The 24,111-nt window shown below is 74.3% G+C and carries 27 protein-coding genes; 8 read left to right on the top strand and 19 right to left on the bottom strand.

The features are described from left to right. The first annotated feature begins 59 nt into the window (after positions 1-59). Positions 60-1,010, top strand: coding sequence for a LysR family transcriptional regulator (locus O7598_RS16900; protein ID WP_269692293.1), 951 nt, complete (start codon positions 60-62; stop codon positions 1,008-1,010). Here O7598_RS16900 and O7598_RS16895 read toward each other — a convergent pair. Then, positions 985-1,890, bottom strand: coding sequence for an aminoglycoside phosphotransferase family protein (locus tag O7598_RS16895; RefSeq protein WP_269692292.1), 906 nt, complete (start codon positions 1,888-1,890; stop codon positions 985-987). The two genes, O7598_RS16900 and O7598_RS16895, sit on opposite strands and share 26 nt — an antisense overlap. A 68-nt stretch (positions 1,891-1,958) precedes the next feature. Between O7598_RS16895 and O7598_RS16890 the strand changes: the two genes are divergently transcribed. Further along, positions 1,959-2,597 carry a class I SAM-dependent DNA methyltransferase gene (locus tag O7598_RS16890; RefSeq protein WP_269692291.1) on the top strand — a complete coding sequence of 213 codons (639 nt, stop codon included), beginning with the start codon at positions 1,959-1,961 and terminating at the stop codon, positions 2,595-2,597. A 306-nt stretch (positions 2,598-2,903) separates the two neighbouring features. Here O7598_RS16890 and O7598_RS16885 read toward each other — a convergent pair whose 3' ends face one another. The 3 genes from O7598_RS16885 to O7598_RS16875 form a co-directional block, all read right to left on the bottom strand. After that, a complete protein-coding gene (locus O7598_RS16885; protein WP_269692290.1) occupies positions 2,904-3,995 on the bottom strand; it encodes a winged helix DNA-binding domain-containing protein in 1,092 nt (363 codons plus the stop codon). Between the two features lie 68 nt (positions 3,996-4,063). Further along, a complete protein-coding gene (locus O7598_RS16880; RefSeq protein WP_269692289.1) occupies positions 4,064-4,288 on the bottom strand; it encodes a hypothetical protein in 225 nt (74 codons plus the stop codon). A 39-nt stretch (positions 4,289-4,327) separates the two neighbouring features. Next, complete coding sequence (locus O7598_RS16875; RefSeq protein ID WP_269692288.1) at positions 4,328-4,888, bottom strand: dihydrofolate reductase family protein; 561 nt, start codon at positions 4,886-4,888, stop codon at positions 4,328-4,330. Between the two features lie 116 nt (positions 4,889-5,004). Here O7598_RS16875 and O7598_RS16870 point away from each other — a divergent pair, with 116 nt between their 5' ends. Then, positions 5,005-6,084 carry a sigma-70 family RNA polymerase sigma factor gene (locus O7598_RS16870; RefSeq protein WP_269692287.1) on the top strand — a complete coding sequence of 360 codons (1,080 nt, stop codon included), beginning with the start codon at positions 5,005-5,007 and terminating at the stop codon, positions 6,082-6,084. On the opposite strand, the gene O7598_RS16865 is transcribed toward O7598_RS16870, so the two are convergent. Beyond that, on the bottom strand, positions 5,998-6,348 hold the full coding sequence (locus O7598_RS16865) for a nuclear transport factor 2 family protein (protein ID WP_269692286.1): 351 nt from the start codon (positions 6,346-6,348) through the stop codon (positions 5,998-6,000). The genes O7598_RS16870 and O7598_RS16865 overlap by 87 nt on opposite strands. Before the next feature lie 167 nt (positions 6,349-6,515). Here O7598_RS16865 and O7598_RS16860 point away from each other — a divergent pair, with 167 nt between their 5' ends. Continuing rightward, entirely contained in the window at positions 6,516-7,190 is a 675-nt protein-coding gene (locus tag O7598_RS16860; RefSeq protein ID WP_269692285.1) for a hypothetical protein, read from the top strand. Between the two features lie 14 nt (positions 7,191-7,204). Here the strand turns inward: O7598_RS16860 and O7598_RS16855 are convergent, their stop codons facing one another. The 8 genes from O7598_RS16855 to O7598_RS16820 form a co-directional block, all read right to left on the bottom strand. Beyond that, positions 7,205-8,884, bottom strand: coding sequence for a long-chain-fatty-acid--CoA ligase (locus tag O7598_RS16855; protein ID WP_269692284.1), 1,680 nt, complete (start codon positions 8,882-8,884; stop codon positions 7,205-7,207). A gap of 90 nt (positions 8,885-8,974) precedes the next feature. Beyond that, positions 8,975-9,154, bottom strand: coding sequence for a hypothetical protein (locus tag O7598_RS16850; RefSeq protein ID WP_269692283.1), 180 nt, complete (start codon positions 9,152-9,154; stop codon positions 8,975-8,977). 73 nt (positions 9,155-9,227) lie between these two features. Continuing rightward, positions 9,228-9,932: a spermidine synthase gene (locus O7598_RS16845; RefSeq protein WP_269692282.1), complete on the bottom strand. Its 705-nt coding sequence runs from the start codon at positions 9,930-9,932 to the stop codon at positions 9,228-9,230. An 86-nt stretch (positions 9,933-10,018) separates the two neighbouring features. Further along, positions 10,019-10,627 (bottom strand): class I SAM-dependent methyltransferase, encoded by a 609-nt coding sequence (locus O7598_RS16840; protein WP_269692281.1) that lies wholly within the window; start codon positions 10,625-10,627, stop codon positions 10,019-10,021. Further along, a complete protein-coding gene (locus O7598_RS16835; protein WP_269692280.1) occupies positions 10,566-11,462 on the bottom strand; it encodes a sulfite exporter TauE/SafE family protein in 897 nt (298 codons plus the stop codon). The genes O7598_RS16840 and O7598_RS16835 overlap by 62 nt, the downstream gene beginning before the upstream one ends. Further along, entirely contained in the window at positions 11,459-12,046 is a 588-nt protein-coding gene (locus tag O7598_RS16830; RefSeq protein WP_269692279.1) for a rhodanese-like domain-containing protein, read from the bottom strand. Before O7598_RS16830 ends, O7598_RS16835 begins: the two co-directional genes overlap by 4 nt. An 81-nt stretch (positions 12,047-12,127) precedes the next feature. Then, on the bottom strand, positions 12,128-13,528 hold the full coding sequence (locus tag O7598_RS16825) for an MBL fold metallo-hydrolase (protein ID WP_269692278.1): 1,401 nt from the start codon (positions 13,526-13,528) through the stop codon (positions 12,128-12,130). Positions 13,529-13,657: 129 nt separating this feature from the next. Continuing rightward, entirely contained in the window at positions 13,658-13,927 is a 270-nt protein-coding gene (locus O7598_RS16820) for a metal-sensitive transcriptional regulator (RefSeq protein WP_091064957.1), read from the bottom strand. Between the two features lie 135 nt (positions 13,928-14,062). On the opposite strand from O7598_RS16820, the gene eccB reads away from it, so the two are divergent. Continuing rightward, positions 14,063-15,445 (top strand): type VII secretion protein EccB, encoded by a 1,383-nt coding sequence (gene eccB / locus O7598_RS16815; RefSeq protein ID WP_269692277.1) that lies wholly within the window; start codon positions 14,063-14,065, stop codon positions 15,443-15,445. Between the two features lie 15 nt (positions 15,446-15,460). Here eccB and O7598_RS16810 read toward each other — a convergent pair whose 3' ends face one another. Genes O7598_RS16810 through O7598_RS16790 form a run of 5 tightly spaced genes read right to left on the bottom strand, consistent with a single transcriptional unit; the run spans position 15,461 to position 19,918 of the window. After that, positions 15,461-16,063 carry a class I SAM-dependent methyltransferase gene (locus tag O7598_RS16810; RefSeq protein ID WP_269692276.1) on the bottom strand — a complete coding sequence of 201 codons (603 nt, stop codon included), beginning with the start codon at positions 16,061-16,063 and terminating at the stop codon, positions 15,461-15,463. Between the two features lie 16 nt (positions 16,064-16,079). Next, positions 16,080-16,682 (bottom strand): phosphatase PAP2 family protein, encoded by a 603-nt coding sequence (locus tag O7598_RS16805; protein WP_269692275.1) that lies wholly within the window; start codon positions 16,680-16,682, stop codon positions 16,080-16,082. Between the two features lie 22 nt (positions 16,683-16,704). Beyond that, the gene (locus O7598_RS16800; RefSeq protein ID WP_269692274.1) at positions 16,705-17,571 is read right to left on the bottom strand and encodes a carbohydrate ABC transporter permease; all 867 of its coding nucleotides are present in this window, start codon (positions 17,569-17,571) and stop codon (positions 16,705-16,707) included. After that, positions 17,571-18,530 (bottom strand): carbohydrate ABC transporter permease, encoded by a 960-nt coding sequence (locus tag O7598_RS16795; protein ID WP_269692273.1) that lies wholly within the window; start codon positions 18,528-18,530, stop codon positions 17,571-17,573. Before O7598_RS16795 ends, O7598_RS16800 begins: the two co-directional genes overlap by 1 nt. Further along, a complete protein-coding gene (locus O7598_RS16790) occupies positions 18,527-19,918 on the bottom strand; it encodes an ABC transporter substrate-binding protein (RefSeq protein ID WP_269692272.1) in 1,392 nt (463 codons plus the stop codon). The genes O7598_RS16795 and O7598_RS16790 overlap by 4 nt, the downstream gene beginning before the upstream one ends. Before the next feature lie 122 nt (positions 19,919-20,040). On the opposite strand from O7598_RS16790, the gene O7598_RS16785 reads away from it, so the two are divergent. From O7598_RS16785 to O7598_RS16775, 3 genes are read left to right on the top strand one after another with little or no spacing between them, the layout of a single operon-like run. Beyond that, positions 20,041-21,078 (top strand): zinc-binding dehydrogenase, encoded by a 1,038-nt coding sequence (locus O7598_RS16785; protein ID WP_269692271.1) that lies wholly within the window; start codon positions 20,041-20,043, stop codon positions 21,076-21,078. After that, complete coding sequence (locus tag O7598_RS16780; protein ID WP_269692270.1) at positions 21,079-21,897, top strand: sugar phosphate isomerase/epimerase family protein; 819 nt, start codon at positions 21,079-21,081, stop codon at positions 21,895-21,897. After that, a complete protein-coding gene (locus O7598_RS16775; protein WP_269692269.1) occupies positions 21,894-23,237 on the top strand; it encodes an MGH1-like glycoside hydrolase domain-containing protein in 1,344 nt (447 codons plus the stop codon). Before O7598_RS16780 ends, O7598_RS16775 begins: the two co-directional genes overlap by 4 nt. A gap of 91 nt (positions 23,238-23,328) precedes the next feature. Here O7598_RS16775 and O7598_RS16770 read toward each other — a convergent pair whose 3' ends face one another. Then, positions 23,329-24,033 (bottom strand): CBS domain-containing protein, encoded by a 705-nt coding sequence (locus tag O7598_RS16770; protein WP_269692268.1) that lies wholly within the window; start codon positions 24,031-24,033, stop codon positions 23,329-23,331. Between the last annotated feature and the right edge of the window lie 78 nt (positions 24,034-24,111).

The following is a 24,111-nucleotide window of genomic DNA, read 5'->3' as shown; positions in this document are numbered from 1 at the left end:
GCAAACAACCGCCGGCCGGCGAGCCACAACCGTCGGTTGGGCGGCCATAGGGTGGGCCGGTGGACACCGAGGCAGTGCGATCGTTCGTCCGGGCGGCCGAGCTGGGTCAGTTCCAACATGCCGCCGACGAGCTGGGCGTCACCCAGCAGGCCGTCTCGAAGCGCGTCGCCACCCTGGAGCGGGAGCTGGCCGTGCGCCTGTTCACCCGTACCGCCCGGGGGGTGGACCTGACCCCCGACGGCCGGGCGTTCCTCCCGCACGCCCGCGGTCTCGTCGCGCACGCCGACCGCGCGGTGGCCGCGGTCCGGCCGGGCTCGCGTGCCCCGCGCATCGACGTGCTCGGCCTGCGCAGCGCGCAGGCCGTCCTGCTGCACGACTACTGGCGGGCACGCCCCGGCCTCGACCTCGACGTGGTGACGCTGCGGGTGGACGACCCGCACCGGGTGGCCGCCGCCGTGCGGGACGGCGACCTCGACGCCGCCTTCCGCACCGTCACCGACCCGGCGACGCTGCCACCCGACGTGCGGATGGTCCACGCGTTCGACAACCCGCTGGAACTCCTCGTCGGACCCCGGCACCCGCTCGCCGCCGCCCGCACGCTGACCCCGCCCGAGCTGCGCGGCCACCGGATCCGCGTGCCGGGCATCGTGGCCGGCAGCGAATGGTCGGAGTTCTACGACCAGCTCACCGCCGCGTTCGACCTGCGCGTCGACGCCACCGGTCCGAACTTCGGCACCGAGGTCCTCCTCGACGCGCTGGCGGGCGCCGCCGACCTGGCCACAGTCGTCGGCGCCCGGGACCGCTACCTCTGGCCGGCCGGGCACGACCTGCGGCGCATCCCGATCGTGAACCCGACGCTCGCGTACCCGATCTCGCTCCTGCTCCCGGCGGCGGACCCGCACCCGGCGCTCCGGCCGATCCTCGACCACCTCGCGGGCCTGCCGCCGCTCCCCGAGCCGGTCTGGCGGCCCTCCTGGCCGCGGTTCACGCCGGCGGCGGTTCGGCGGTGACGCGCGCCAGGGTGCGCCGGCCCATCCGGCTCATCGGCGGGTTCGACTCCCGGTAGTACCAGACCAGGCCCATCGCCTGCTGGAACGCCCACGCCCGGCCGCGTTCCCATTCCAGGTCGTCGCAGCCCAGGCGCCGCCGCAGCGCCGCACGCGGCCCGGAGTCGAGCAGGTGCCAGCCGCCGACCAGGTCGAGCGACGGGTCGGCCGGTCCCAGACCACCCACGTCGAGCACTCCGGCCAGCCGGCCGTCACGCACCAGGACGTTGCCCGGGATCAGGTCGGTGTGGTTCATCAGGTCCGGCATGGCGCCCCGGGGCAACTCCCGCATGGCCGCCCAGTACCGGCGCAGCAGCGGCACGTCCAGCAGCGGCTCGCTGTGCCGCAGGCAGGTTTCCATCCAACCGTCGTGCGTCCGCAGGTCACCGCCGCGACCCTGACCGGAGAACGAGCGTCCCCGGGTGTCGATCGCCCGCACGTCGGCGATGAATTCGGCCAGGTCGTCGGCGAACGCGTACGACCCGCCCGGGTCCAGGTCGGTCGCCACGACACCCGGCAGCCAGGTCTGGACCGACCAGGGCAGGGGGTAGCCGGCGCCGGGTCCGCCGACGGCGACCGGCTCCGGGGTGGGGAAGCTGGTACGACCGGACAGCTCACGAGCCGCGTCCGCCTCGCGTTCCAGCCACCGCCGCGCCGTCTCCGGTTCCTGCGGCTGCCGCGGGAACCGCGCGGTCAGCCGGTCCCCCAGCCGGAAGATGGCGTTGACCGTGCCGTGCGCGACCAACGGGCGGACGGGCAGATGCCGCCACTCGGGAAACTGCGCGTCCATCAGTTCCCGCACCGTCTCCGGCGAGACGGTCAGCTCTCCCTCGTGCATCGGCATGCCCGGCAGCCTGACGGTCGCACGAAGTGCCCGCAACAGGTTTGGCGCAGCACCGCTAGTGTGCGGCCGTGGACGATTCCGGCTGGCTCGACGACACGCGGGCCTCCTACGACACGGTGGCGGAGAGCTACGCCGACCTGCTGCGCGGCGGGCTCGCCGACGAACCGTTCCAGCGGGGCATCCTCGCGCTCTTCGCCGAGCTGGTGCGGGCCCGGGGGAGCGGGCCGGTGGCCGACGTCGGCTGCGGGCCGGGGCGGATCACCGGGTACCTGCACGGCCTCGGTCTGGACACGTTCGGCGTCGACCTGTCTCCGGCAATGATCGAGGTGGCCCGACGCGACCACCCCGGCCTGCGGTTCGAGGTGGGCACCATGACCCGCCTCGACCTCGCCGACGAGTGCCTCACCGGGCTGCTCGCCTGGTTCTCGCTCATCCACGTCCCGGACGACGAGGTGCCCGCCGTCCTCGCCGAGTTCCACCGCGTGCTGCGCCCGGGCGGCGTCGTGCTGCTCGGGTTCCACGCCGGCGACGGCAGCCGACTCAAGACCGAGGGGTACGGCGGTCACCCCATGCGCGTCCACGTGCACCGCCGCCCGCCGCAGCGGGTCGCGGCCGGGCTGGCGGCGGCCGGGTTCACCGTGGAGGCCGAGATGGCGCACCATCCGGCCCCGGGTGTCGAGGGCGGGTTCGTCTTCGCCCACCGGTGAGCGCGCTACCGTGCCGGGGTGATCGAGGCTTCGGTGACGCCGGTCGCCGCGACGTCCACGCTCGACTACTACCTGCTCGGCCCGGCCGCGCCGGGCGGACTGCTGGTGGAGGAGTTCGAGCTGGCCGACGACCTGTCGGCGACGCGCCTGCGTACCGCCGGCTGGACGCCCGCGGACGGCTGGTGGAGTTCGGCGGCCTTCGCCCGCGCGGTCCGCGCGGGCCCGGACGTGCGGACCCGGGTGCGCGCCGTGACCCGAGCCGACCTCACCGGCGTCATGCCCGGCGGGACCACTCGGTGCCTCCCGTCAGTCGGCGAACTCGACACCGGCGAGGGTCGCCGAGCGGTGCGCGGCGAGGCGTTCGGCCTGCTCGGCCACGGCCCGGCGGTGGGCGGCGGTGAGTTTCTGCCACGGCTGCACGGCGACGGTCAGCTTCGCCCCGGCCTTGCGCGGACGCCAGGTGCCGACCAGGTCGCCGTCGGCCAGCACCGCGCCCGGTCGACCCAGCACCGGCCACAGCTCCCGGGCCCGGGCCGGGTCGGATGCCAGCGTCGCCCGGTCCTTGGCCTGAAGAAAGAGGTCGAACGGGCCGAGCAGGCGGGTCGGCGTGCCCCCGGCCGACGACAGTGCCGCCTCGTCGGCGGCGAGGAGCCAGCGTTTCTCGCCGTCGACCGTCACCTCCACCGCGTCCTGCGGCCAGCGCGCCTTCACGTCCTTGACCGGGGCGTCGAGGTAGTCGGCCACGTGTTTCGGCGTGGCCGGGCCGAGCAGCCGGAGGTAGGCGCGGACGAGGTCGTGCCGCTCACCGGGGGACGCCGCCCGCCGTAGGGCCGGGATGCGGCGCAGCACCGGCGGTGAGGTGCCGGGCGTCAGCTCCAGACCGGCGCGCACGGCGGCCAGGCGGAACGGCATCTCGTAGAGGTGGATGACGCCGCACGGCCGGCAGAACCGCAGGTAGGGCTCGGGCAGCGCCGCGGCGAGACGGCCCGAGACATCACCCTTGACCGTTGGCTCGGTGACGATAGTCCGCATCTTGTCGGCCACCTCGTCGAGCGCGGCGAGGATGCCGATCCCGGCCGCCTTCAACGGCTTGGCCGCGTCGTAGATGCGCTTGGCCGCGTCGGCGTCGGAGAACGGCTCGACCGCGGCCGCCACCCGCCCGACGTCGGCGCGACGGTAGAGGTGCGGAGCGCCGCGCACGCTCCAGAGCAGGACCAGGTCGTCGCCGGGGGGCGCCGACACGTCGACGCCGCGCACGGCCAGCGCCCACCGGCCGCCGTCGGGGCCGGTGTCCTGCGCGCCGAGGTCGAGCACCGCGGTGTCGGCCACCGTGCCCTCGGCGCGGTCGAGCTGCTGGGCCCGGACGCGGAAGCTCATCACCTGCCGTCGGTCGACCATCGCCACAGCCTAGGCGCAGGCACCGACACCGGCCGCGGGACGCGGCCGGTGTCGGATCAGCGTGCCGGTTACCCCGCGATCGGCGCGGAGGTCGAACCCTCCGCCCGGCGGGAGCCGCCAGAACGCTTGAGCGCGAACACCCCACCGCCGATGAACACGGCGCTGAGGACGATCCCGAAGAGGTTGCCGTCGGCGAGACTGCTGAACGCCATCAGCAGACCGATGATCACCGCCACCCCACCGACCAGTCGCAGAAGATACCGCCCGACCGCCTTGCCCCGTGAATCCATCATGGACGCCCGTCTACCCGTGGCGTCGCGCCGGCAAACCGTTCACCGGGCGCGGCGCAGCACCGTCAACGTGGCCGCGTCCACCGGCTCGGCCGACGCGAAGCGGAAGTCGGCGGGCGTGCCGGTGGCGAACAGCCGATCACCCCGCCCGAGGACCGTCGGGAAGGTGATCAGCCGATACTCGTCGACCACGTCGGCCCGGGCCAGCGCGTGCACCAGGCTGAGGCTGCCGATCACCACCACGTCGCGCCGGGCCCGCTCCTCGCCGGCCCAGGCCACCGGGTCACCGTCGATCGCCGCCGAGTTCGACCAGGCGCTCGCGTCGATGCCGGTGCGGGTCGCCACCCGCTTCGGCACGGCGTTCATCAGTCGGGGGTAGTCGCCGTCGCGGCCCGGCCACAGCCGGGCGAAGTGCTCCCACGTCCGCCGGCCGTACAGCTGGACGCCCCGCTCCATCCGCTCCCCGAGGCGGAACTTGTCACCGGCGACCGCGCCCGGCCCGTACCGGAAGGCCCAGCCGCCGTGGTCGGTGCCGCCGCGCCCGTCGGGGTCGGAGACCACCCCGTCCAGCGTGACGAACGAAATGACGATGACGTCGCCCATCGAAGGCTCCCTACGGTCGTGGCGGTGCCGGTCGGACCGCTCACCGTGCACATACCGGCGCGACGCGCAGAACTCATCGCGTCCCGGGGAGGGGAACTCCGCGTAGGCTCGCCCGGGTGGCGGGGGACACGACGCAGCACGAGGCGTACCGCGGTGACCTGCTGGCGCACTGCTACCGGATGCTCGGCTCCGTCGACGAGGCCGAGGACGCGGTGCAGGAGACGCTGGTGCGGGCGTGGCGGGCCGCCGACCGGTACGACCCGCGTCGGGCGTCGACGCGCACCTGGCTGCACCGGATCGCCACCAACGTCTGCCTCACCGCGCTGGCGGGGCGGGCCCGACGGCCGCTGCCCAGCGGACTGGGTCCGGCCGGCGACGACCCGTACGCGCCGCTCACGCCGGCCCGGGACGTACCGTGGTTGCAGCCGTTCCCGGACGGCCGGCTCGGCGACCCGGCGGACGCCGTCGCGCAGCGCGCCGGCCTGCGCCTCGCCCTGGTCGCGGCGCTGCAGGTACTACCCGCCCGGCAACGTGCGGTGCTGCTGCTGCGCGAGGTGCTCCAACTGCCGGCCGCCGAGGTGGCGCAGGCCCTGGGCAGCAGCGTCGCGGCGGTGAACAGTGGCCTGCAACGGGCCCGGGCGACGTTGCGGGCCGCCGGGCCGGTGCTCGACGAGCTGCGCGAGCCCGCCGACCCGGACGAGTACGCGGTGGTCGAGCGTTACCTGACGGCGTTCGAGGCCGCCGACGTGCCCGCGCTGACCCGGCTGCTGGCCGACGACGTGGTGCTGGAGATGCCGCCGGTGCCGCTCTGGCTCGCCGGCCGGGCGCACTACCGCGCCTTCCTGGAGCGGGTCTTCGCCATGCGCGGGACCGGCTGGCGGCTGCTCCCGGTACGGGCCAACGGAAGCCCGGCGCTGGCGGCGTACGCCCCGGCCGACGGCGCCGTACGGGCGCACTCGATCCAGGTGTTCGCGGTGCGGGGCGGTCTGGTCCGGCGGTGCGTGACGTTCGCCGACCCGGCGGTGTTCGACAGGTTCGGCCTGCCGCACGTGCGAGAGGCCGACGCGCCGCCCGCGCCGACGTCCGGCCCTGAGCGCCCCGCCACGCGCTCAGGGCCGCTGGCGGATCTCCATCTCGGCCACCAGGCCGTCGACGAGACGGTAGACGTGGGTGATCGTGTGGTTCGCCAGCTCTGATCCGGCCCGGTCCCGGACGACCTGGTGGACGGCGACCGCGATGCGGCCGTCGGGTTCGACGGCGAAGGCGGTCGGCGTCACCGTCGGGTCGATCTCCGCCCACTGCCGGCGCCAGTAGGCGCCCACCTCGGCGTGGCCGTGCAGGACACCGCCCTCCCAGCCGTTGGGCCATCTGACGTCCGGGGTCATCGCAGCCAGCAGGCTGACTGCGTCACGCTTGTTGAAGGCCGCGTAGAGGCTCGCGAGCCGCGTCTGCGCGGGCATCCGGTCCAGGATCCGTCATCCCGCGATTCTGGCCGGTCCGGGCGGATCGCGGTCGGTGACTTCGCGCTCGGCAGAACGGGCCGGACTCGCGCCTGTGCGGGTCGGCCGGCTGCCGACGCCCTTCCCGGCCGGGGCGTCGGTGACACAGCGGATAGTAGGGTCGCGCGGTGACCGCGTACGACATCGCCGCCGAACTGCCCGACATCGACGTGCTGAAACGGCGGTGCCGGGCGCTGGCCGTGCTGGAACGCGTCCTCGACGGTGGGCATCCGTACTACGCCTACGATGCGGCGTGGGGTCCGGACGAGGCGGCGTTGATGAGCAACGGCAGCGGCGACGAGTGGGCCGTCGTGTTCACCGCCGACGGCGTGTTCATCCGGGTCTTCGACCACGAGTCGTCCATGTCGCCGTACGTCGACCCGGACCGTGAGCTGTGGCCGGGTCTGCTCGACGGCCTGCCGGAGGCGCTGGGCGTGATGGTGGACGAACCGGCGTTCGGCGACGGGGAGGGGAATTTCCTCGCGACCGCCGTGCTGTGGCGGCTGACCGGCGACGACCGTTGGCACGCCGGCGCGGGCATCGACTTCCCGCCGCTCGCCGGCCCGTACGACGACGTCGGGCCGGACGGGGCCGCCATGCTCACGATCCTGCTCGACGACATCGTGGACCGGTACGTGGCATTCGCGGACGACTACTACGGGATCGCCGTGGACCGGGCCGCCGTCGAGCACGTGGTCGCCCACCGGCCGCTGACCGACGCGGTGACGCGGGCTTTGAACCCTCGCCTCGCTCTCGCCGACGTCCGGCACGACGTCGCGACGACGGGCTATCCGGTCGACTGACGCGCGGGCCGGGTTCAGCCGTCGGCGAGCAGCCGGTCGCGGACCTCGCGGCGGAGGATCTTGCCGATCTGGGAGCGGGGCAGGTCCTCGACCACCACCACCCGGCGCGGCACCTTGTAGCCGGCCAGGTGGGTCCGGCACGCGGTGCGGATCGCCTCCGGGGTGCCGGCCACGGCGACGTCGAGCACCACGGCCGCGACGACCTCCTCGCCGTCGGCGGTGGGCACACCCACGGCGGCGGCCTCGACCACGCCGGGGATGCGGCGCAGCGCCTCCTCCACCTCGGACGGATAGACGTTGAAGCCGCCGGTGATGATGAGTTCCTTGATCCGGTCGACCACTGTCACGAAGCCGTCGTCGTCCATGGTGACGATGTCGCCGGTGCGCAGCCAGCCGTCGGGCAGCAGCACCCGCGCGGTCTCGTCCGGCCGGTTCCAGTAGCCGGAGAACACCTGCGGGCCGCGCACCAGCAGTTCGCCCGGCTCACCGGCGGGACGATCGCGGGTCGGGTCCTCCGGGTCGACGATGCGGACCTCGGTGGAGGGGAACGGCACCCCGACCGTGCCGGGCCGGCGGGTCGGCGCGACCGGGTTGCCCAGCGTGATCGGGGACGTCTCGGTCATCCCGTACCCCTCGACGAGCAGCCCGCCGGTCACCTGTTCCCACAGGTCGACGGTGGCCGGGGGCAGGGCCATCGCGCCGGAGATGGCGTACCGGATCGAGGTGAGATCGGCGCCGCGCTCGCGGGCGGCGGTGGCCAGCCGCGCGTAGACCGGCGGCACCGCCGGCAGGAACGTCGGCGGCCGGCGGCGGGCCGCGTCGAGCACCTGGTCGGCGTCGAAGCGCGGGAACAGCACCAGCGTCGCGCCGATGCCCACGGCGAAGGTGAGGCAGAGCGTCAGCCCGTAGGCGTGGAACAGCGGCAGCACCGCGTACACGGTCTCCGCGCCGTCGCGCAGGCCGGGCACCCAGGCCCGGCCCTGCGCGGCGTTGGCCCGCAGGTTGCGGTGGGTCAGCACGGCGCCCTTGGGCACTCCGGTGGTGCCGCCGGTGTACTGCAGCAGTGCGATGTCGTCGACGCCCGGGCCGGGGTGCGCGGCCGGCAGTCCGCCGGCGGCGGCGACCAGGTCCGACCAGCTCAGGGCGCCGGGCGCGGGACCGGTCATGGCCGCGCGGGCGGCGCGGACCTTCGGCAGCGGCAACCGCAAGGCCCACCGCTTGAGCCGGGGCAGCGCCGCGGTCAGGTCGACCGCGACCACGGTACGCACGGCGCCGCGCCCCGCGACCAGCGGCGCGATCCGGTCCCACACGATCGCGACCTCGGCGCCGTGGTCGGTGAGCTGCCGGTCCAGCTCGTCGGCGGTGTAGAGCGGGTTGTGCTCGACCACCACCGCGCCGAGGCGCAGCACCGCGTAGAAGGCGACCACGTGCTGCGGGCAGTTCGGCAGCACCAACGCCACCCGGTCGCCCGGCGAGACGCCGAGCCGGCGCAGCGCCTCGGCGGCGCGGGTCACCTGGTCGGCCAGCTCGGTGAAGGTGGTGGTGGCGCCGTAGAAGTCGAGCGCCACCCGGGGGCCGAACCGGCCCGCCGCGTCGGTGAGCAGGTCGACCAGCGAGCCGTCCGGCTCGGCGATCTCGGCCGGCACCCCGGGTGCGTAGCTGCGGGTCCAGGGCCGCCGGTGGGTCGCGTCCATCGCCGTCTCTCCTCGCTGCGCGGATGACGGCCCCAGCCTAACGTGACCGGCCGGTAACCTACGCCAGCGTAGGTTGCCGGTTTGGTCACATCAGCGATGCGTGGCCGAATGTCGGTGTGCCACCCGCCGGGTCTTCACGATCGCGAAGATGACGACCGCGGCCAGCGCGATCACGCCGATGATGACCAGCCAGCGGACCGCCTCCAGCAGCAGCCCGAGCAGGATGAGCACGCCGGCGACCACGCCGACCACCCAGAGCAACGCGCGCATGTCGTGCCTCCGTCTCCTCCGGTGGCCGCGCGCTTTCCCGCTCCGCCGGCGACCATGCCACCGGCGGGGACGGTCAGCGCCGGGCCACGTAGACGGTGTTCGCCGCCTCCCGGCCCTGCAACGGATTGGGGAACCGGACGACGTGCGCCACCGAGGTCGGAAACACCTCGGTCAGCGTGCGCTGGAACTCGGAGTCCGGCGGGTCGTTCGACCAGAGCGCGAACACCCCGTCCGGGTGCAGCAGCGCCGCCAGCCGGCGCAGCCCGTCGACCGTGTAGAAGGGGGCGTGGCTGGGGTGCAGCACGTGGCGGGGGGAGTGGTCCACGTCGAGCAGCACCGCGTGGAAACGCCGCCCGGGCTCCTCCGGGTCGAACGCGCCGTCGGCGACCGCGGCGAAGAAGTCCGTCCGGACGAAGCGGGTACGCGGGTCCGCGGCCAGGCCGGCGGCGAACGGCAGCAGGTCCCGGCGGTGCCAGTCGATCACGTCCTCGATCGCCTCGACCACCAGCAGCGACCGCACCCGGGCGTCCTCCAGTGCGGTGCGCGCCGTGTAGCCGAGCCCGAGGCCGCCCACCACCACGTCGAGCGTCTCCCCGGTGAGCGGGGCCAGCCCGAGTCGGGCCAGCTCGATCTCCGCGACCGGGAAGGCGCTGGACATCAGGTATTCGTCGTCGAGCTTCACCTCGTAGACGTCGGCGTCCAACGCCGGGTCGTGGCGCCGGCGCAGGCTGATCTCCCCGATCGGGGTCTCCCGCCAGGCCAATTCCTCGAAACGCACGCCCACCGGGTGTCCTCTCCGCCGATCCGTCACCGGATGCTACCGGCCGGCTCGGGACCCGGCCCGGCGAACGCCCCGGCCGGCGGTCAGTCCGCGGGACGCGTGGCCACCACCACGGTGTCCAGCGCGTCGACAGTGCCGCCGTCGCTGGTCGGCACCGGGCGGCGGGCGGTCTCGGCGCGCCGGATGCGCAGCCCGGCCAGCCCGTCGACCACCGCCTCCGGGGTGAGCAGCACTGTCGCGTCCTGCGGGCCGCCGGTGCCGCCGGAGAGGTTCGCCAGGTCGTGGCCGACCACCACGAGCGTGCCGCCGGGACGCAGCGCCGACCGGGCCGCGGCGAGCACCCCGGCGAAGTCGGCGGCGGGCAGGTGCAGGTAGCTGATCAGCACCAGGTCGTAGCTGCCCGGCACCGGCCGGTACGCGGTCACGTCGGCGACCCGCCAGTCGACCGTGACGCCCCGCGCGGCGGCCAGCTCCCGCCCCCGATCGATGGCCACTGTCGAGAAGTCCACCGCGTTGACGCGCCAGCCCTGACCGGCCAGCCAGACGGCGTTGCGCCCCTCGCCGGCGGCGATGTCCAACGCCGAGCCGGGACTCAGCCCGGCGACCGACTCGACCACGAACCGGTTGGGCTCAGCGCTCCACACCAGCCCGGATGCGTTGGCGTAGCGGTCGTCCCAGGCGCTGCTGTCCACTGTGTCCCCTCCTTCGGCGGCCCCACACCGCCACCGTGACCGTACCGGCTGCGGCGAGAATGGCCAGCGCGAGTCCCGCAGCCGGCGGCAATTGCCGGGCCAGGACGAAGACGCCCATCACCACGACGAACCAGCCGAACGCCCTGCGCAGCAGGTCCTCCGGGATGCGGCCGGCGAGCCGGCCACCGAGCAGGCTGCCGACGATCGCGGCGGCGGTGACCGCGCCCGCGAGGCCCCAGTCGATCTGCACGCTGGACAGGTAACCGGCCAGGCCGGCGAACGACTTCATCGCGATGACGACCAGCGACGTGCCGACCGCGACCGGCATCGGCAGCCCGCCGAGCAGGGCCAGGGCGGGCACCACCAGGAAGCCGCCGCCGGCGCCGACCAGGCCGGTGACCAGGCCGACGACCACGCCGTCCAGGATCACCCGGGGCACCGGCAGCTCGTGTGGCGTCGGCCGGCCCTCGACGGGGCGCCGGCCGCGGATCATCGCGGCGGCGGTGGCGAGCATCATCAGGGCGAACGCGGTGAGCAGGACGCTCGCCGGGACGAACTCGGCCAGCCGGCCGCCGGCGTACGCCCCGGTCATGCCGGCCAGGCCGAAGACCAGCCCGGTGCGCCAGCGGACCCGGTGGGCGCGGGCGTGCGGCAGCACGCCGACGGCGCTGGTGGCGCCGACGACGAGCAGCGAGGTGGCGATGGCCTCCTTGGTCGGCAGGCCGGCGACGTAGACCAGCAGCGGCACGGCCAGGATGGATCCGCCGCCGCCGAGCAGGCCGAGGCTCACGCCGATGAGCACCGCGCCGGCCACGGTGAGCGCGAGGGCGGTCACGACCGCCGCCCGGCGTCGCGCAGCTGGCCGACGACGGTGTCCAGGTCGCAGCTCGCGCCCCGGTTGTAGGGCAGCTTGCTGAGCAGCATGCCCATGGCGCAGGTGTTCGAGACCGCCGCGAAGGTGAGGCCGGCGCCGATGGCGCCGGCGACCCACTTCAGGCCCGGCACCCACGCCGAGCCGACCACGGCGGCCAGCACGATCGAGCCGGCGACGAGGCGGACCTGGCGCTCCAGGTCCCACCGCGGCCGGCCCTGGTTGACCGGGGCGTTCGTGGCCTGCCACGCCAGCATGCCGCCGTCGAGGACCTTGAGGTTGGGCAGGCCCACGGCGGCGAGCGCCTGCTCGGCCTGGCTGGCGCGGGCGCCGGAGCGGCAGATCAGCACCACGTCCTCGTCGAGGTGGTTGCGCAGCTCCTCGCGGTGCTCGCGAAGCAGGTCCAGCGGCACGTTGTAGGCGCCGGCGACGTGCGCGGCCTCGAACTCGCCGGGAGTGCGGACGTCCAGCATGCGGGGGGCACGGCCGGCGGCGATCAGCTCCCGCAGGGTGGCCGCGTCGACGGTCGAGGGGCTCGCGGTGGTCATTTTCTCTCCTTCGATGGTTCCGGGCAGGGGGCATCGCCGGCCGGCGCGGTGGGCGCGCCGGCCGGGTGGGGAACGGGAAGGTCAGGCGGTCGGTGCCATCCGGACGCCGGCGGTCTCGGCCTGGCCGAACATGTCGTCGATCAGCACGACGTCGCGGCCGGCGTTGGCCAGCAGGGACGCGGCGGCGGTGGCCCGGTAGCCGGAGCCGCAGTGCACCCAGACCGTGCCGGCGGGCACGTCGGCGAGCCGTGTGGGCAGGTCGGGCAGGGGGACGTGCACCGCGCCGTCGACGTGTCCGGCCTTCCATTCGTTTGTCATCCGTACGTCGAGCACGACCTGCGGGGCCGGCAGCCCGGCCGGGGTGTTCCCGGCCTGCGCGGCGGCCAGCGCCGGGAAGTCGGCCACGGTCAACCCGCGCAGCTCCGACCGTTCGGTGACCCACCGCTCGGGTGCGCCGGTGGCCTGGGCGGCCGGTCGGTCGATGCCGATCCGGACCAGCTCCCGCTGGGCGTCCGCGACCTGGTCCGGGGTTTCGGCCAGGAGCGTGATCGGCACGCCCCAGTCGATCAGCCAGCCGAGCCAGGTCGACATCGGCCCGTCCAGGCCGAGGCTCACGGTGCCGGCCAGGTGCGAGGCCGCGTACGCCTTGCGGTGCCGCAGGTCGACCACCCACTCGCCGGCGGCGATCCGGCGGCGCAGCTCGCCCGCGTCGGCGCGGGCCACCGGGGTGAGGTCGACCGGGGCGGGACCGGCGGCGTTGGCCACGCCCATGTGGGCGTAGTACGCCGGGTAGGCGTCCAGGCCGGCGAGCGTCTCGGTGACGAACCGGTCGGCGGCCAGCCGCAGCACCGGGTTGGCCTCCTTCTCCCGGCCGATCGTCGACTCGGGCGCGTCGGCCTGGCTGGCCGAGCAGAAGCTGCCGAAGCCGTGCGTGGGCCACACCTGCGCGCCGTCGGGCAGCAGGTCGACCAGCTTGCGCGCGGAGGCGTGCTGGTGGTGGGCGAGTTCGTGGGCGTGCTGCTGGCCCAGCAGGTCGGTGCGGCCGGTGGTGCCGAACAGCAGGGAACCGCCGGTGAACACGCCGGCCGGGGTCCAGCCGCCGTCGCCCGCCTCGTCCAGCACGTACGACAGGTGGTGGAACGTGTGGCCCGGGGTACCGACGACCCGTAGCCGCAGGTCGTCGGAGACCGGGATCACGTCGCCGTCGGCCACCGGCATCCGGTCGAAGCCGACCTGGTCGGCGGCGGCCACCAGGTAGTGCGCGCCGGTGATCCGGGCCAGTTCCCGGCCACCGGAGACGTAGTCGTTGTGGATGTGCGTCTCCACCACGTGGGTGACGCGCACCCCCTTCGCACCGGCCAGGTGCAGGACGCGGTCGATGTCGCGCTGCGGGTCGACCACGATCGCCACCCGGCCGTCGGTGGCCAGGTAGCTGCGGTCGCCGAGCGAGGACGTGGCGATGACGGACACCTCGACGGTCACGTGCCGTTCTCCTCTCGATGTCGTACATACCCCAGGGGGTATGTACGGGACAGACTCCGGCCCGGGTTCGCGGGCACGGGTTACCCGCCCGGGTCGCGTTCACGCGGCCCGGGTGGGGTGTCGTTGGTGCTAGGCCAGGGAGAGGAAGAGCTTCTCCAGCTCCTCCTCGGTCATCTCCGGCTCCTCGCCCGCCTGTCGGGCGGTGCCGCAGTGCCGCATGCCGGAGGCGATGATCTTGAAGCCGGCCCGGTCGATGGCCTTGGACACCGCGGCGAGCTGGGTCAACGCGGCGCGGCAGTCCTCGCCGTTCTCCATCATCTCGATCACGGCGTTGAGCTGCCCCCGGGCCCGCTTGAGCCGGGTCAGCGCGTCGCCGGTCATCTCGGGTCGTAGCTTCACGTCCCACCTCCTGAACCGAACATACCCCAGGGGGTACCCATCCCGCCACCCGCCGCGTCCCAGGGGGCACGGAGGGTCGCAGGGGATCGACGGAGCGCTTATCCTGTGCGCCGGTGATCCGGTGGAGGGGACTCGATGGCGTCGCGGCAGGACCAGCTGCACTCGTACCAGTTCACCGTCCAGCGGGCGGTCGCCGCCCTGGTCATGCGCGAGACCGACCCGGCGCAGTCGCCGTTCCGCCGGCTGGCCGGCGCCGGCCTGGCCAGCGTGCTGGTGGCCGCGATCGCGCTCGGTGGGGTGGCGCTGTACGGGCTGTTCACCGGCGGCGGCAACTCCTGGCGGGACACCCGTGCGGTGATCGTGGAGAAGGAATCAGGCGCCCGGTTCGTCTACCGCGACGAGAAGCTGCACCCGGTGCTCAACTACGCCTCGGCCCTGCTGATCATCGGTGCGGACCGGCCGAAGACCGTGCTGGTCACCGGCCGCGCCATCGAGGGGGTGCCGCGTGGCCTGCCGCTCGGCATCGCCGACGCCCCGGACTCGCTGCCCGCCGCGAACCGGCTGGTCCGCGACGGCTGGACGCTCTGCTCGTCGGTGACCGGAGAGGCGGGCCGGCCCGAGGCCCGGTCCGCGCTGCTGATCGGCCGGGGCGTACCCGGCGGCCGGGCGCTCGGCGACCAGGGCCTGCTGGTCCGCCACCCGGACGGCGGGCTGCACCTGCTCTGGCACGACCGGCGGTACCTGCTGCGCGACACCGACCGGGTGCTCGCCGCGCTGGCCGCCACCCGGGAACGAGCCGTGCCGGTTGCGGCGGCGCTGCTCAACACCGTGCCGGCCGGCGCCGACCTGGTGCCGCCGCCGGTGGGCGACCTCGGCGCCCCGTCCGAGCGGGTGGAGGGAGCCGCCGTCGGCGACGTCTACCTGGTGCGCAACTCCGGCGGCGGCCGGCAGTACGCGGTGGCGGGGCGCGGCGGGTTGGCCGGGATCACCGAGTTGCAGGCCGCGCTGCTGCTCGCGCGCACCGGCCAGGGCGAGCCGGAGCCGATCACGCTCGGCCGCTTCGCCGCGCTGCCGAAACTACCCGACCTGGTGCCGTCCGGGCCGACCGCGCCGCCCGCCGTGCCACCCCGGCTGGCCACCGGTGAGGGTGGCGCGCTCTGCGTCCGGGCCGGTGACGACGCGGGCGTACGCGAGATCCGGCTCGGCGCGACCGCTCCCGACCTCACCGCCGCCACGCGTACCGCCGGGGGCCGGGGCGGGCTGGCCGACCAGGTCGTGGTGGAACCGGGGCGCGGCGCGCTGGTGGAGGCGGTGGCCGCGCCGGGCGCGACCGGCGGCGCGGTCTGCGTGGTCACCGACCTGGGCCGGCGGTACGCGCTGGCCGGCGCGGACGTGGCGGGCATGCTCGGCTACGCCGGGGTGCGCCCGGTGCGGCTGCCGGCGAGCCTGGTCGACCTGTTGCCGGCGGGCAGCCCGCTGGACCCGGAGGCCGCGCGGGCGGTGGCCGCCCCGGCGTGACCGGAGCGCCTCGGCTCAGGCCGGGCGGCGCAGCACGGTCACCGCGAACTCGGCCCCGTCGTGCCAGGGGCGCAGGTCCCAGGTGGCGAAGCGGTGTTCGAGGCGCAGCCCGGCGGCCACCGCGTCGCCGTCCAACTCGGCGAGCGGGTAGCCCCGGTCGGTGCCGAAGCCGACCACCACCAGCCCGTCCGGGCGCACGTGTGCGGCGACGCGGGCCAGCACGGCGCGTTCGGTGCCGGGGGCGACGAAGGTCATCACGTTGCCGGCCACCACCGCCGCGTCGAACGGTTCGGCCTCACCCTGCCCGGGCAGGTCCAGCTCGGCCAGGTCGGCGACCAGGAAGCGGGGGCCGGGGTGGTCGGCGCGGGCCGCCTCGACGAGCGTCGGGTCGGCGTCCACGCCGACGAGCGTGTGCCCCCGGGCGGCCAGCGCTCCGGCCACCCGGCCGGTGCCGCAGCCGGCGTCGAGGATCCGCGCGCCGGGCGACACCAGCGCGTCCACCAGCCGGGCCTCACCGGCCAGGTCGGCACCCTCGGCGGCGAGGCGGCGGAACCGGTCGACGTACCACTGCGAGTGGCCGGGCTTGGTGTCGGTCACCCAACGGGTCGGCTTGCTCATGGGCCAACCGTAACGGTCAGGTCAGCGCGAGGAACGTGCCGGCGGCCAGCGGCGTGCCGAGCGCCACCCCGGCCAGCACCTGTGGCCAGGTGTGGTCGCGCAGCCGCACCCGGGACCAGCCGACCGCGGCCACCAGCGGCCAGCCCAGGTGCGCCACCGGACCGACCAGCAGCACCAGCACGGCGACCGTGGCGCCGGCGACCGCCGCGTGGATGCTCAGCTTCCACCAGTGGTTGACGAGCGTGCAGGCGGCGCCGACCACGAAGATGACCACGATCACCGCGAACAGTTCGGCGGGCGCGCGCAGCGCCGCCAGCAGGAGCAGCCCGACGGCCACCGAGGCCAGCCCGATCGACAGCGGGCGGGCCCGCTGCCGGTGGTCGCCGACGTGCCGGTCGGTGAGCCGGCCCCGGCGTACGCCGTGCACGATCACCCCGACCGGGATCACGGCGCAGAACAGCAGCGCGGCGCCGCCCCAGAGCAGGAACTGGGCCGGCGAGCGACTGACCCGGGCGGCGGCGACCAGCGGCAACGCGGTGACCAGGACGCCCGGGGCGAGCACCTCGGTGAGCAGCCGGGCCAGTCGCGCGCCGGCCGGCCGCTCCCGTGGTGATCGCACCCGGTCATCCTGGCATGCCGGGTCAGCCCTTCTCCGCTCCGCTGGTGAGGCCCTCGGTGAGCAGGCGTTCGCCGGCGAAGAAGAGCACCACGATCGGCAGGGTGAGGATCACCGAGCCGGCCATCAGCACGGTCTTGGGCACCTCGACGCCGTCGGCGAGCAGCGACAGCCCGAGCGAGACGGTCCACCGGTTCGGCCGGTCGACCAGGAACAACAGCGCGAACAGGAACTCGTTCCAGGCGATCATGAAGTCGTAGAGCGCGACCGCCATCACCGACGGCGCGGCCAGCGGCAGGCTGACCCGGCGGATGATGCCGAGCCGCCCGGCCCCGTCGATCGCGGCGGACTCCTCCAGGCTGACCGGGATGGTCTCGAAGTAGTTCTTGAGCATGTAGACCGAGACCGGCAGCGTCTGCGAGATGTAGACCAGCACCAGCCCGAACAGCGACCCGCGCAGCCCGGCCCGGCTGAAGACCACGAACAGCGGGATCGCGATGACGATCGACGGGAACAGGTAGACCGCCAGGAACAGCGCGCTGACCTGCCGGCGGCCGAAGAACCGCAGCCGCGAGACCGCGTACGCGCCGGGGATGGCCACCACCAGGGTGAGCGCGGTGGCGGCCAGCGCCACCAGGCCGCTGTTGCGGATGAACGTGAGGAAGCCCTGGCCGCCGTTCTCCACCGACCGCAGCACCTCGGCGTACGTGGCGACGGTCAACTCGCCGAACGGCACCCAGAGCGAGCCGGGGTCGAGCAGCAGCCGCTCGATCGGGCGCACCGAGAGCACCAGCATGTACCAGAACGGCAGCAGCGTGACCACCAGGAAGCCGGCGATCACCAGGCGGCGCAGCCAGCGCAGGCTCACCGTCTCGATCCGGTCGCGATCCATCACGCCTCCCGTTTCGCGCCGAAGAAGCGCAGGTAGATGGCCACGAACACGAGCAGCACCACGGCCAGCACGACGGCCTGGGCGGCGGCCGCGCCGATGTCGGTGCGGGCGGTGAGGAACTGGTAGACCCGGACGCTGACCACCTCGGTGCCGGCCGATCCGCCGGTGAGCAGGTAGACGTCGTCGAACTTGTTGAACGTCATGATGAACCGGAGCACGCCGATCAGCGCGATCACCGGCATCAGCTGCGGCAGCAGGATGTGCCGGAACCGCTGCGTCGGCGTCGCGCCGTCGACCCGGGCGGCCTCCTCCAGCTCCGCCGGCACGGCCTGGAGCCGGGCCAGCAGGAACAGGAACGCGAACGGGAAGTAGCGCCACGCCTCGAACGCGATGACGGTCCACAGCGCGGTGGACTCCTGCGACAGGAACGCCACCGGGGCGTCCCAGCCGAGGAAGCGCTGTCCCCAGTCGTTGACGATGCCGAGCTGCGGGTCGAGCATCACCTGCCAGACGAACGTCATGGCGACCACCGGCGCCACGTACGGCAGCAGCATCGACGCGCGTACCAGCGTGCGGCCCCGGAACGGCCCGCGGACGACGAGCGCCGCGGCCAGGCCGACCACGATCGAGCCGACCGTGCCGCCGACGCTGTAGAGCACTGTGGTCCAGAGCGTGTCGGCGAACCCGGGCGTATGCAGCACCCGGTCGACGTTGTCCAGTGTCAGCTCGCCGAAGAGGCCGGTCTTGCGCAGCGTCGCCAGGCGTACCCGTTGGAAGGCCAGCACCACCGTCCACACGATGGGGATGCCGATCACCGCGAGCACGACGAGCAGGGTGGGCGTGACGAGCGCGAGCCCGTCGCGGGACTCGCGGCGGCGCTGGGTCAGCGGGCGGCGGCCGGGCCGGCGGGGCCGCTCCTCGGTGGGGGAGCGGCCGGCCTCCGGCGCGGTGGTGGTCAATTGACACCCTTGGCGATGGCCTCGACGTCCTTCTTGGCCCGCTCGGCGGCGGCCTGGGCGTCGGTCTTGCCGCCGACCACGTCGGCGAGCGCCTTCGGCACCGGCAGTTCGCCGAGGATCGCCCCGACCAGCTTGCCCTGGCCCTGGGTGAGGCCCCAGCGCTGGAACGTGTCCGGGCTCTTGCGCAGCGTGGCGAGCACGTCGTCGCCGTAGACGTCGGAGAGCGGCTTCTTCGTGTCCACCCCGGCCGGGCTGGTGTTCCAGGCGGTGCGGAACTTCTGCTTGTCCTCGGGGGTGCCGGTACGCACCGGGAAGCGCCCTTCGGGGGACATGCCGAACCAGCGGGGGTAGCCGTCGGAGAGCATGTACTCCACGAAGGACTTCGCCGGATCGGCGGCGCCGTCGAGCACCGCCCAGGAGCTGACCTCGCCGTACTGGGCCGGCTCGGTGCCGTTCGGACCCTTGATCGCGGTGACGAACCCGCTGTTCTTCGCCAGCCACGCCGGGTCGGACTGGCACTGCGGGCAGGTGGGCCGGGCGTCGTTGCGCAGGCCGGCCAGCTCGTCGAGGACGAACGGCGACCAGATCAGCATGGCCGCCTTGCCGGCGAAGTAGGTGGCCCGGGTGGTGTCGACGTCCTGGGCGCCCTTGACCGAGTTGTTCCGCATCAGGTCGCCGTAGAACCGGAACGCCTCCACGCACTGCGGCGAGTCCAGGGTGACCTTGCCGGAGTCGTCGGTGAGCTGGCAGCCGTTGGCGAGCGCGAGGTGCTCGAACGTCTGCTGGGTGAACACGTCGCCGGGGGCGGTCGCCGCGGTGATGCCGGCGACGCCGCCGGTGTTCAGCTTCGCCGCCGCGGCGGCGATCTTCTCGTACGTGTCGGGGGCCGGCAGGCCGGCGGCGTCGAACAGGTCCTTGCGGTAGACCAGCAGTTGGCCCCAGCCGTCGCTGGGCACCGAGAGCTGGGTGCCACCGTCGCTGGTCAGCTCCAGCGCGCGGGGGGAGAACGTGTCCCGCCCGAGCTTGTCGACCACCGCCTTGTTGGCGTCCGGCTCCAGCAGTTCGTTGGCGGCGAGCGTGCGGACGCCGGCCAGCGACACCGAGCCGACCACGTCGGGCAGGTCGCCGGCGGCGGCGCTGGACGCGATCAGGGACGGGAACTGGTCCTCGTTGACGGTGACCAGGTTGACCTTGACGCCGGTCTTCGCGGTGTAGTCGGCGATGATCGCCTTGGTGGCGTTGACCCGGTCGGCCACGTCCTCCAGGCTCCAGACGGTGATCTGCGTACTGTCGGATTTCTGCCCGTCGTCGCTGCAGGCGGTCGCACCGACCCCGGCCAGTGCCAGGATCAGGCTCGACGCGAGCAGCCGTGTTGAGGGTGATGACATCGGTGGCACCTTTCTCCAAGGAGCACGGCGTGGCATCAATACCCACGGATTCATCAATCTAATCACATATGCCCATTTTTTGGGGTTAGCATTGAGGCCGGCACTTTCTTCGGAGCGACGCCATGAGCAACTGGGTTGTCTCTCTGGCCGGGCCCCGGCGCGTTCGCCTGGAGCCCTGCCCCCCGGACCGGCTCGGCCCGGGCCAGGTCCGCGTCCGCACCTGCTACTCGGGCATCTCCGCCGGCACCGAGCTGACCCTCTACCGGGGCAGCAACCCCCGGCTCCGCAAGGACTGGGACGCGGGCGCCCGGATGTTCGTGCCCCGCCAGGCCGGACCCGCGTACCCGGTGGTCGGCTTCGGCTACGAGGAGGTCGGCGAGATCGTCGAGGTCGCGCCCGACGTCGCCGACCGCCGCGCCGGGCAGCTCGTCTGGGGCATCTGGGGCCACCGCGCGGAGGCGGTGCTCCCCGCCGTCGCGGCGCACCCGCTCGCCCCCGGCCTGGACCCGCTCGCCGCCGTCTTCGCCCGGCCCGGCGCCATCGCGCTGACCGCGGTGCTCGCCGGCGACCTGCACCTCGGTGACTGGGTCGGCGTCTTCGGCCAGGGCGTCATCGGGCTGCTCGGCACCCGCCTCGCCGTGCTGTCCGGCGCCCGGGTGGTGGCCGTGGACCGGGTGCCCAGGCGGCTGGCGTACGCGAGCCGCTACGGCGCCCGCCTGGTGGTCGACGCCGTCGGCGACTCGGCCGCCGACGCGCTCCGCGCGGCCACCGACGGCCGGGGCGCCGACGTCTGCCTGGAGCTGTCCGGCGTGTACCCGGCGCTGCACCAGGCGATCAAGGCCACCGCGCACGCCGGCCGCGTCGTCGCCGCCGGCTTCTACCAGGGGTACGCACACGGGCTGGAACTCGGCGAGGAGTTCCACCACAACCGGATCCAGCTGGTGGCCGCGCAGGTCTCCGGGCCGGACCCGGCACCGGGCACGGCCGGCCGGTGGACCCCGACACGGATCGCACACACCTTCATGGACCTGGTGGCGGAGGGCAGCGTCGACCCGCTGCCGCTGGTGAGCCACGTCGTCGACGCGGGCGCGGTGGCCGACGCCCTGGCGTTGCTCGACCGCGGTGACGGTGACGTCCTCCAAGTGGTGCTGAGGTTCTGAATGGACATCCCACTGGCCTGCCAGGAGCAACTGCTTCCCGGCGCCGACCTGATCGACAAGTACGCCCTCGCCGTCTCCCTCGGCTACCAGGGCATCGAGCTGCGCGGACGGGGGGACCTCGCGCTGGCCCGGCGGCTGCCGGAGCTGCGCCGGGCCCACGCCGCCGGGGTGGTGACGCCGACCGTCTGCGTCGAGATGGACCACTTCATCGGCGACTTCGACCCGGACCGCTCCCGGGACGCGGTGCGCAACCTCCGCTCCCAGCTCTCCGTGATCGCCGAGCTGGGCGGCGTCGGCGCCATGACGCCGGCCGCGTGGGGCATGTTCTCCCGCCGGCTGCCTCCGTTCGAGCCGCCCCGGTCCGTCGACGGTGACCGGCGGGTGCTCGTCGACGCGCTCGGCCAGCTGGGCGAGCACGCCCGCGCCGAGGGGGTCACGCTCTTCCTGGAACCGCTCAACCGGTACGAGGACCACATGGTCAACCGCCTCGACCAGGCCGTCGAGCTGTGCCGGGCGGTCGGGTCACCCGCGGTTCGGGTGGTCGCCGACACCTACCACATGAACATCGAGGAGGACGACCCGTGCGCCGCGCTGCGCGCCGCCGCGCCGTACCTCGGGCACGTGCAGGTCAGCGACTCCAACCGGCACCAACCCGGCGCCGGGCACCTGGACTGGGCCGCGCTGCTGGACACGCTCGACGAGATCGGCTATCCCGGGTGGCTGGCGCTGGAGTGCCGGCTGCGGGGCGAACCGGTCGCCGCGCTGCGCCAGGCCGCCGCCGCGTTGCGCCCGGACCGGCCGTGGCGGGTCGCGGCGTGACCGGCAGCCTGGCCGCCGGCGTACGGGCCGGCGCCGAACGGGACGCCCGGCTGCGCCGGCTCGCGCTGGCCACCCTGGACGCCAACTGGGAACACGACCACACCGTGCCGTCGCGGACGCTCTACCCGCACCAGTGGAGCTGGGACTCGGCGTTCATCGCGGTCGGGCTGGCGCACGTCCGCCCGGACCGGGCCTGGCGCGAGCTGCGCACGCTGTTCGCCGCGCAGTGGGTCGACGGGCGGGTGCCGCACATCGTGTTCAACCCGGCGCTGCGCGTCGGCTCGTACTTCCCCGGCCCCGAGTTCTGGGACTCGGCCCGCGCCGAGGGCGCCCCGGCGGCGCCCACCTCCGGCATCGTCCAACCGCCCGTGCACGCCCCCGCCGCGTGGTTGGTGCACCGGCGCGCGCCGTCGGAGGCGTCGGTGGCCGCGTTGCGCCGGCTCTATCCCCGGCTGGTCGCCCAACAGCGCTACCTGACCGGGCGACGGGACGTCGGCGGGGGCGGACTGGCCGCGATCGTGCACCCGTGGGAGTCCGGCCTGGACAACAGCCCCGCCTGGGACGCGCCGCTGGCCGCGGTGCCGGCCGACGAGTCGGTGATGCGCGCGTACCGCCGGCACGACACCGCGCACGCCGACGCCGCGCACCGCCCCACCGACCTGGACTACGCGCGCTACGTCGCCCTGGTGGACAGCTACCGGGCCGGCCGCTACCGCGACGAGGGGCTGCTCGGCCGGCACCCGTTCCTGGTGGAGTGCCCGCTGGTCAACGCCGCGCTCGGCGTCTCCGAGTACGCGCTGGCGCGGATCGCGACAGTCGTCGGCGCGGACCCGTGCCCGCACCGCGACCGGGCCGCCCGGATCACCGAGGCCCTGGTGAACCGGCTCTGGGACCCGGTCGCCGGCACGTTCCGCCCGCGCGACGTCCGCACCGACCGGCTCGTCGGTCCCCGTACCGTGCTCGGGCTGCTGCCGCTGGCGCTGCCCGAGCTGCCCGAGCCGCAGGTGCGGGCCGTGCTGGCCGAGGCGTGCTCGCCCCGGTTCGGCCTGGCCGCCCGGATGGACCGGCCGCTGCCCACCCACGACCGCACCGCGCCGAACTTCGAGCCGCTGCGCTACTGGCGCGGGCCGAGCTGGGTGAACACCGGCTGGCTGCTCTGGCAGGGGCTACGCACCCACCGCCGGGCCGACCTGGCGGCCGGGCTGCGCGAGTCCCTGCTCGACCTGGTCGACGGCGCCGGCTGCCACGAGTACTTCCACCCGGACACCGGGGCCGGCCTCGGCTCACCGGCGTTCAGCTGGACCGCCGCGCTGGTGCTGGACGCGCTCGCCGAAGGGTGAGCGGGCCGGCGGCGTCACCCCCAGGCCGACGCCGCCGGCCGTCCCGGCCCGCCCCGGCGGCGTACCCCTGCCGGCCCGGCGGCGCGCTCGCTCAGGCGATGCCGGCCGGCATGCCGCCGCCGAGCCGCAACGCCGAGTGCGGCGCGTCGTCGATCGCGTAGCCGAGCGCGTCGATCACCTCGACCACGCCGCTGACCTGCCGGGTCAGCCGCAGCGCCAGGCGCACCGTGGACCAGCGCTCCAACTGGCCGGTGAGCGTCACCACGCCTTCGTGCACTGTCACGTCCACCACGCCGTCGCGCACGCCGAGCGTGCGCCGCAGCACCTCGTCGACCACGTCCCGCCGGATGTCCGCGTCCGGGCGCAGGTGCACCTTGAGCAGGTCACCGCGGGTCACGATGCCGACCAGCCGGCCCAGGTCGTCGACCACCGGCAGTCGTTTCACCCCACGCGAGTCCATCCGCCGGGCCGCCTCGACGAGCGTCGCGTCCGGCGCGACGGTGACCGGGGGAGCCGTCATCAGGTCGGCCGCGAGCGTCGCGCCGGCCTTCGCCCGCGCCTCCCGGCGGTGCCGGTCGGGCACGATCCGACGCTCTCGCGGCTGCCCGGACAGCTCCACCTTGTACATCAGGTCCGCCTCCGAGACCACCCCGAGGACCCGCCGGTCGCCGTCCACCACCGGGGCCGCCGTCACCCGCCGGTCGGTCAGCACGTCGACGATCTCCCGGTACGCCGTGCCCTCGCGCACCGACGCCACGTCGGTGGTCATCACGTCCCGTACCTGCCACGTACGCATGGCGTCCTCCCTCGTCCCCGCCGCCTCCGGCACCCTCGTCCCCGACGCTAGGCGGCGGGGACGAGGTGGAGCAGGGGC

This window comes from Micromonospora sp. WMMC241 (assembly GCF_027460165.1).
GTDB classification, from domain to species: Bacteria; Actinomycetota; Actinomycetes; order Mycobacteriales; family Micromonosporaceae; genus Micromonospora; species Micromonospora humi.
Note: the sequence above shows the minus strand (reverse complement) of the source record. Positions and strands in the feature narration are given on the sequence as shown.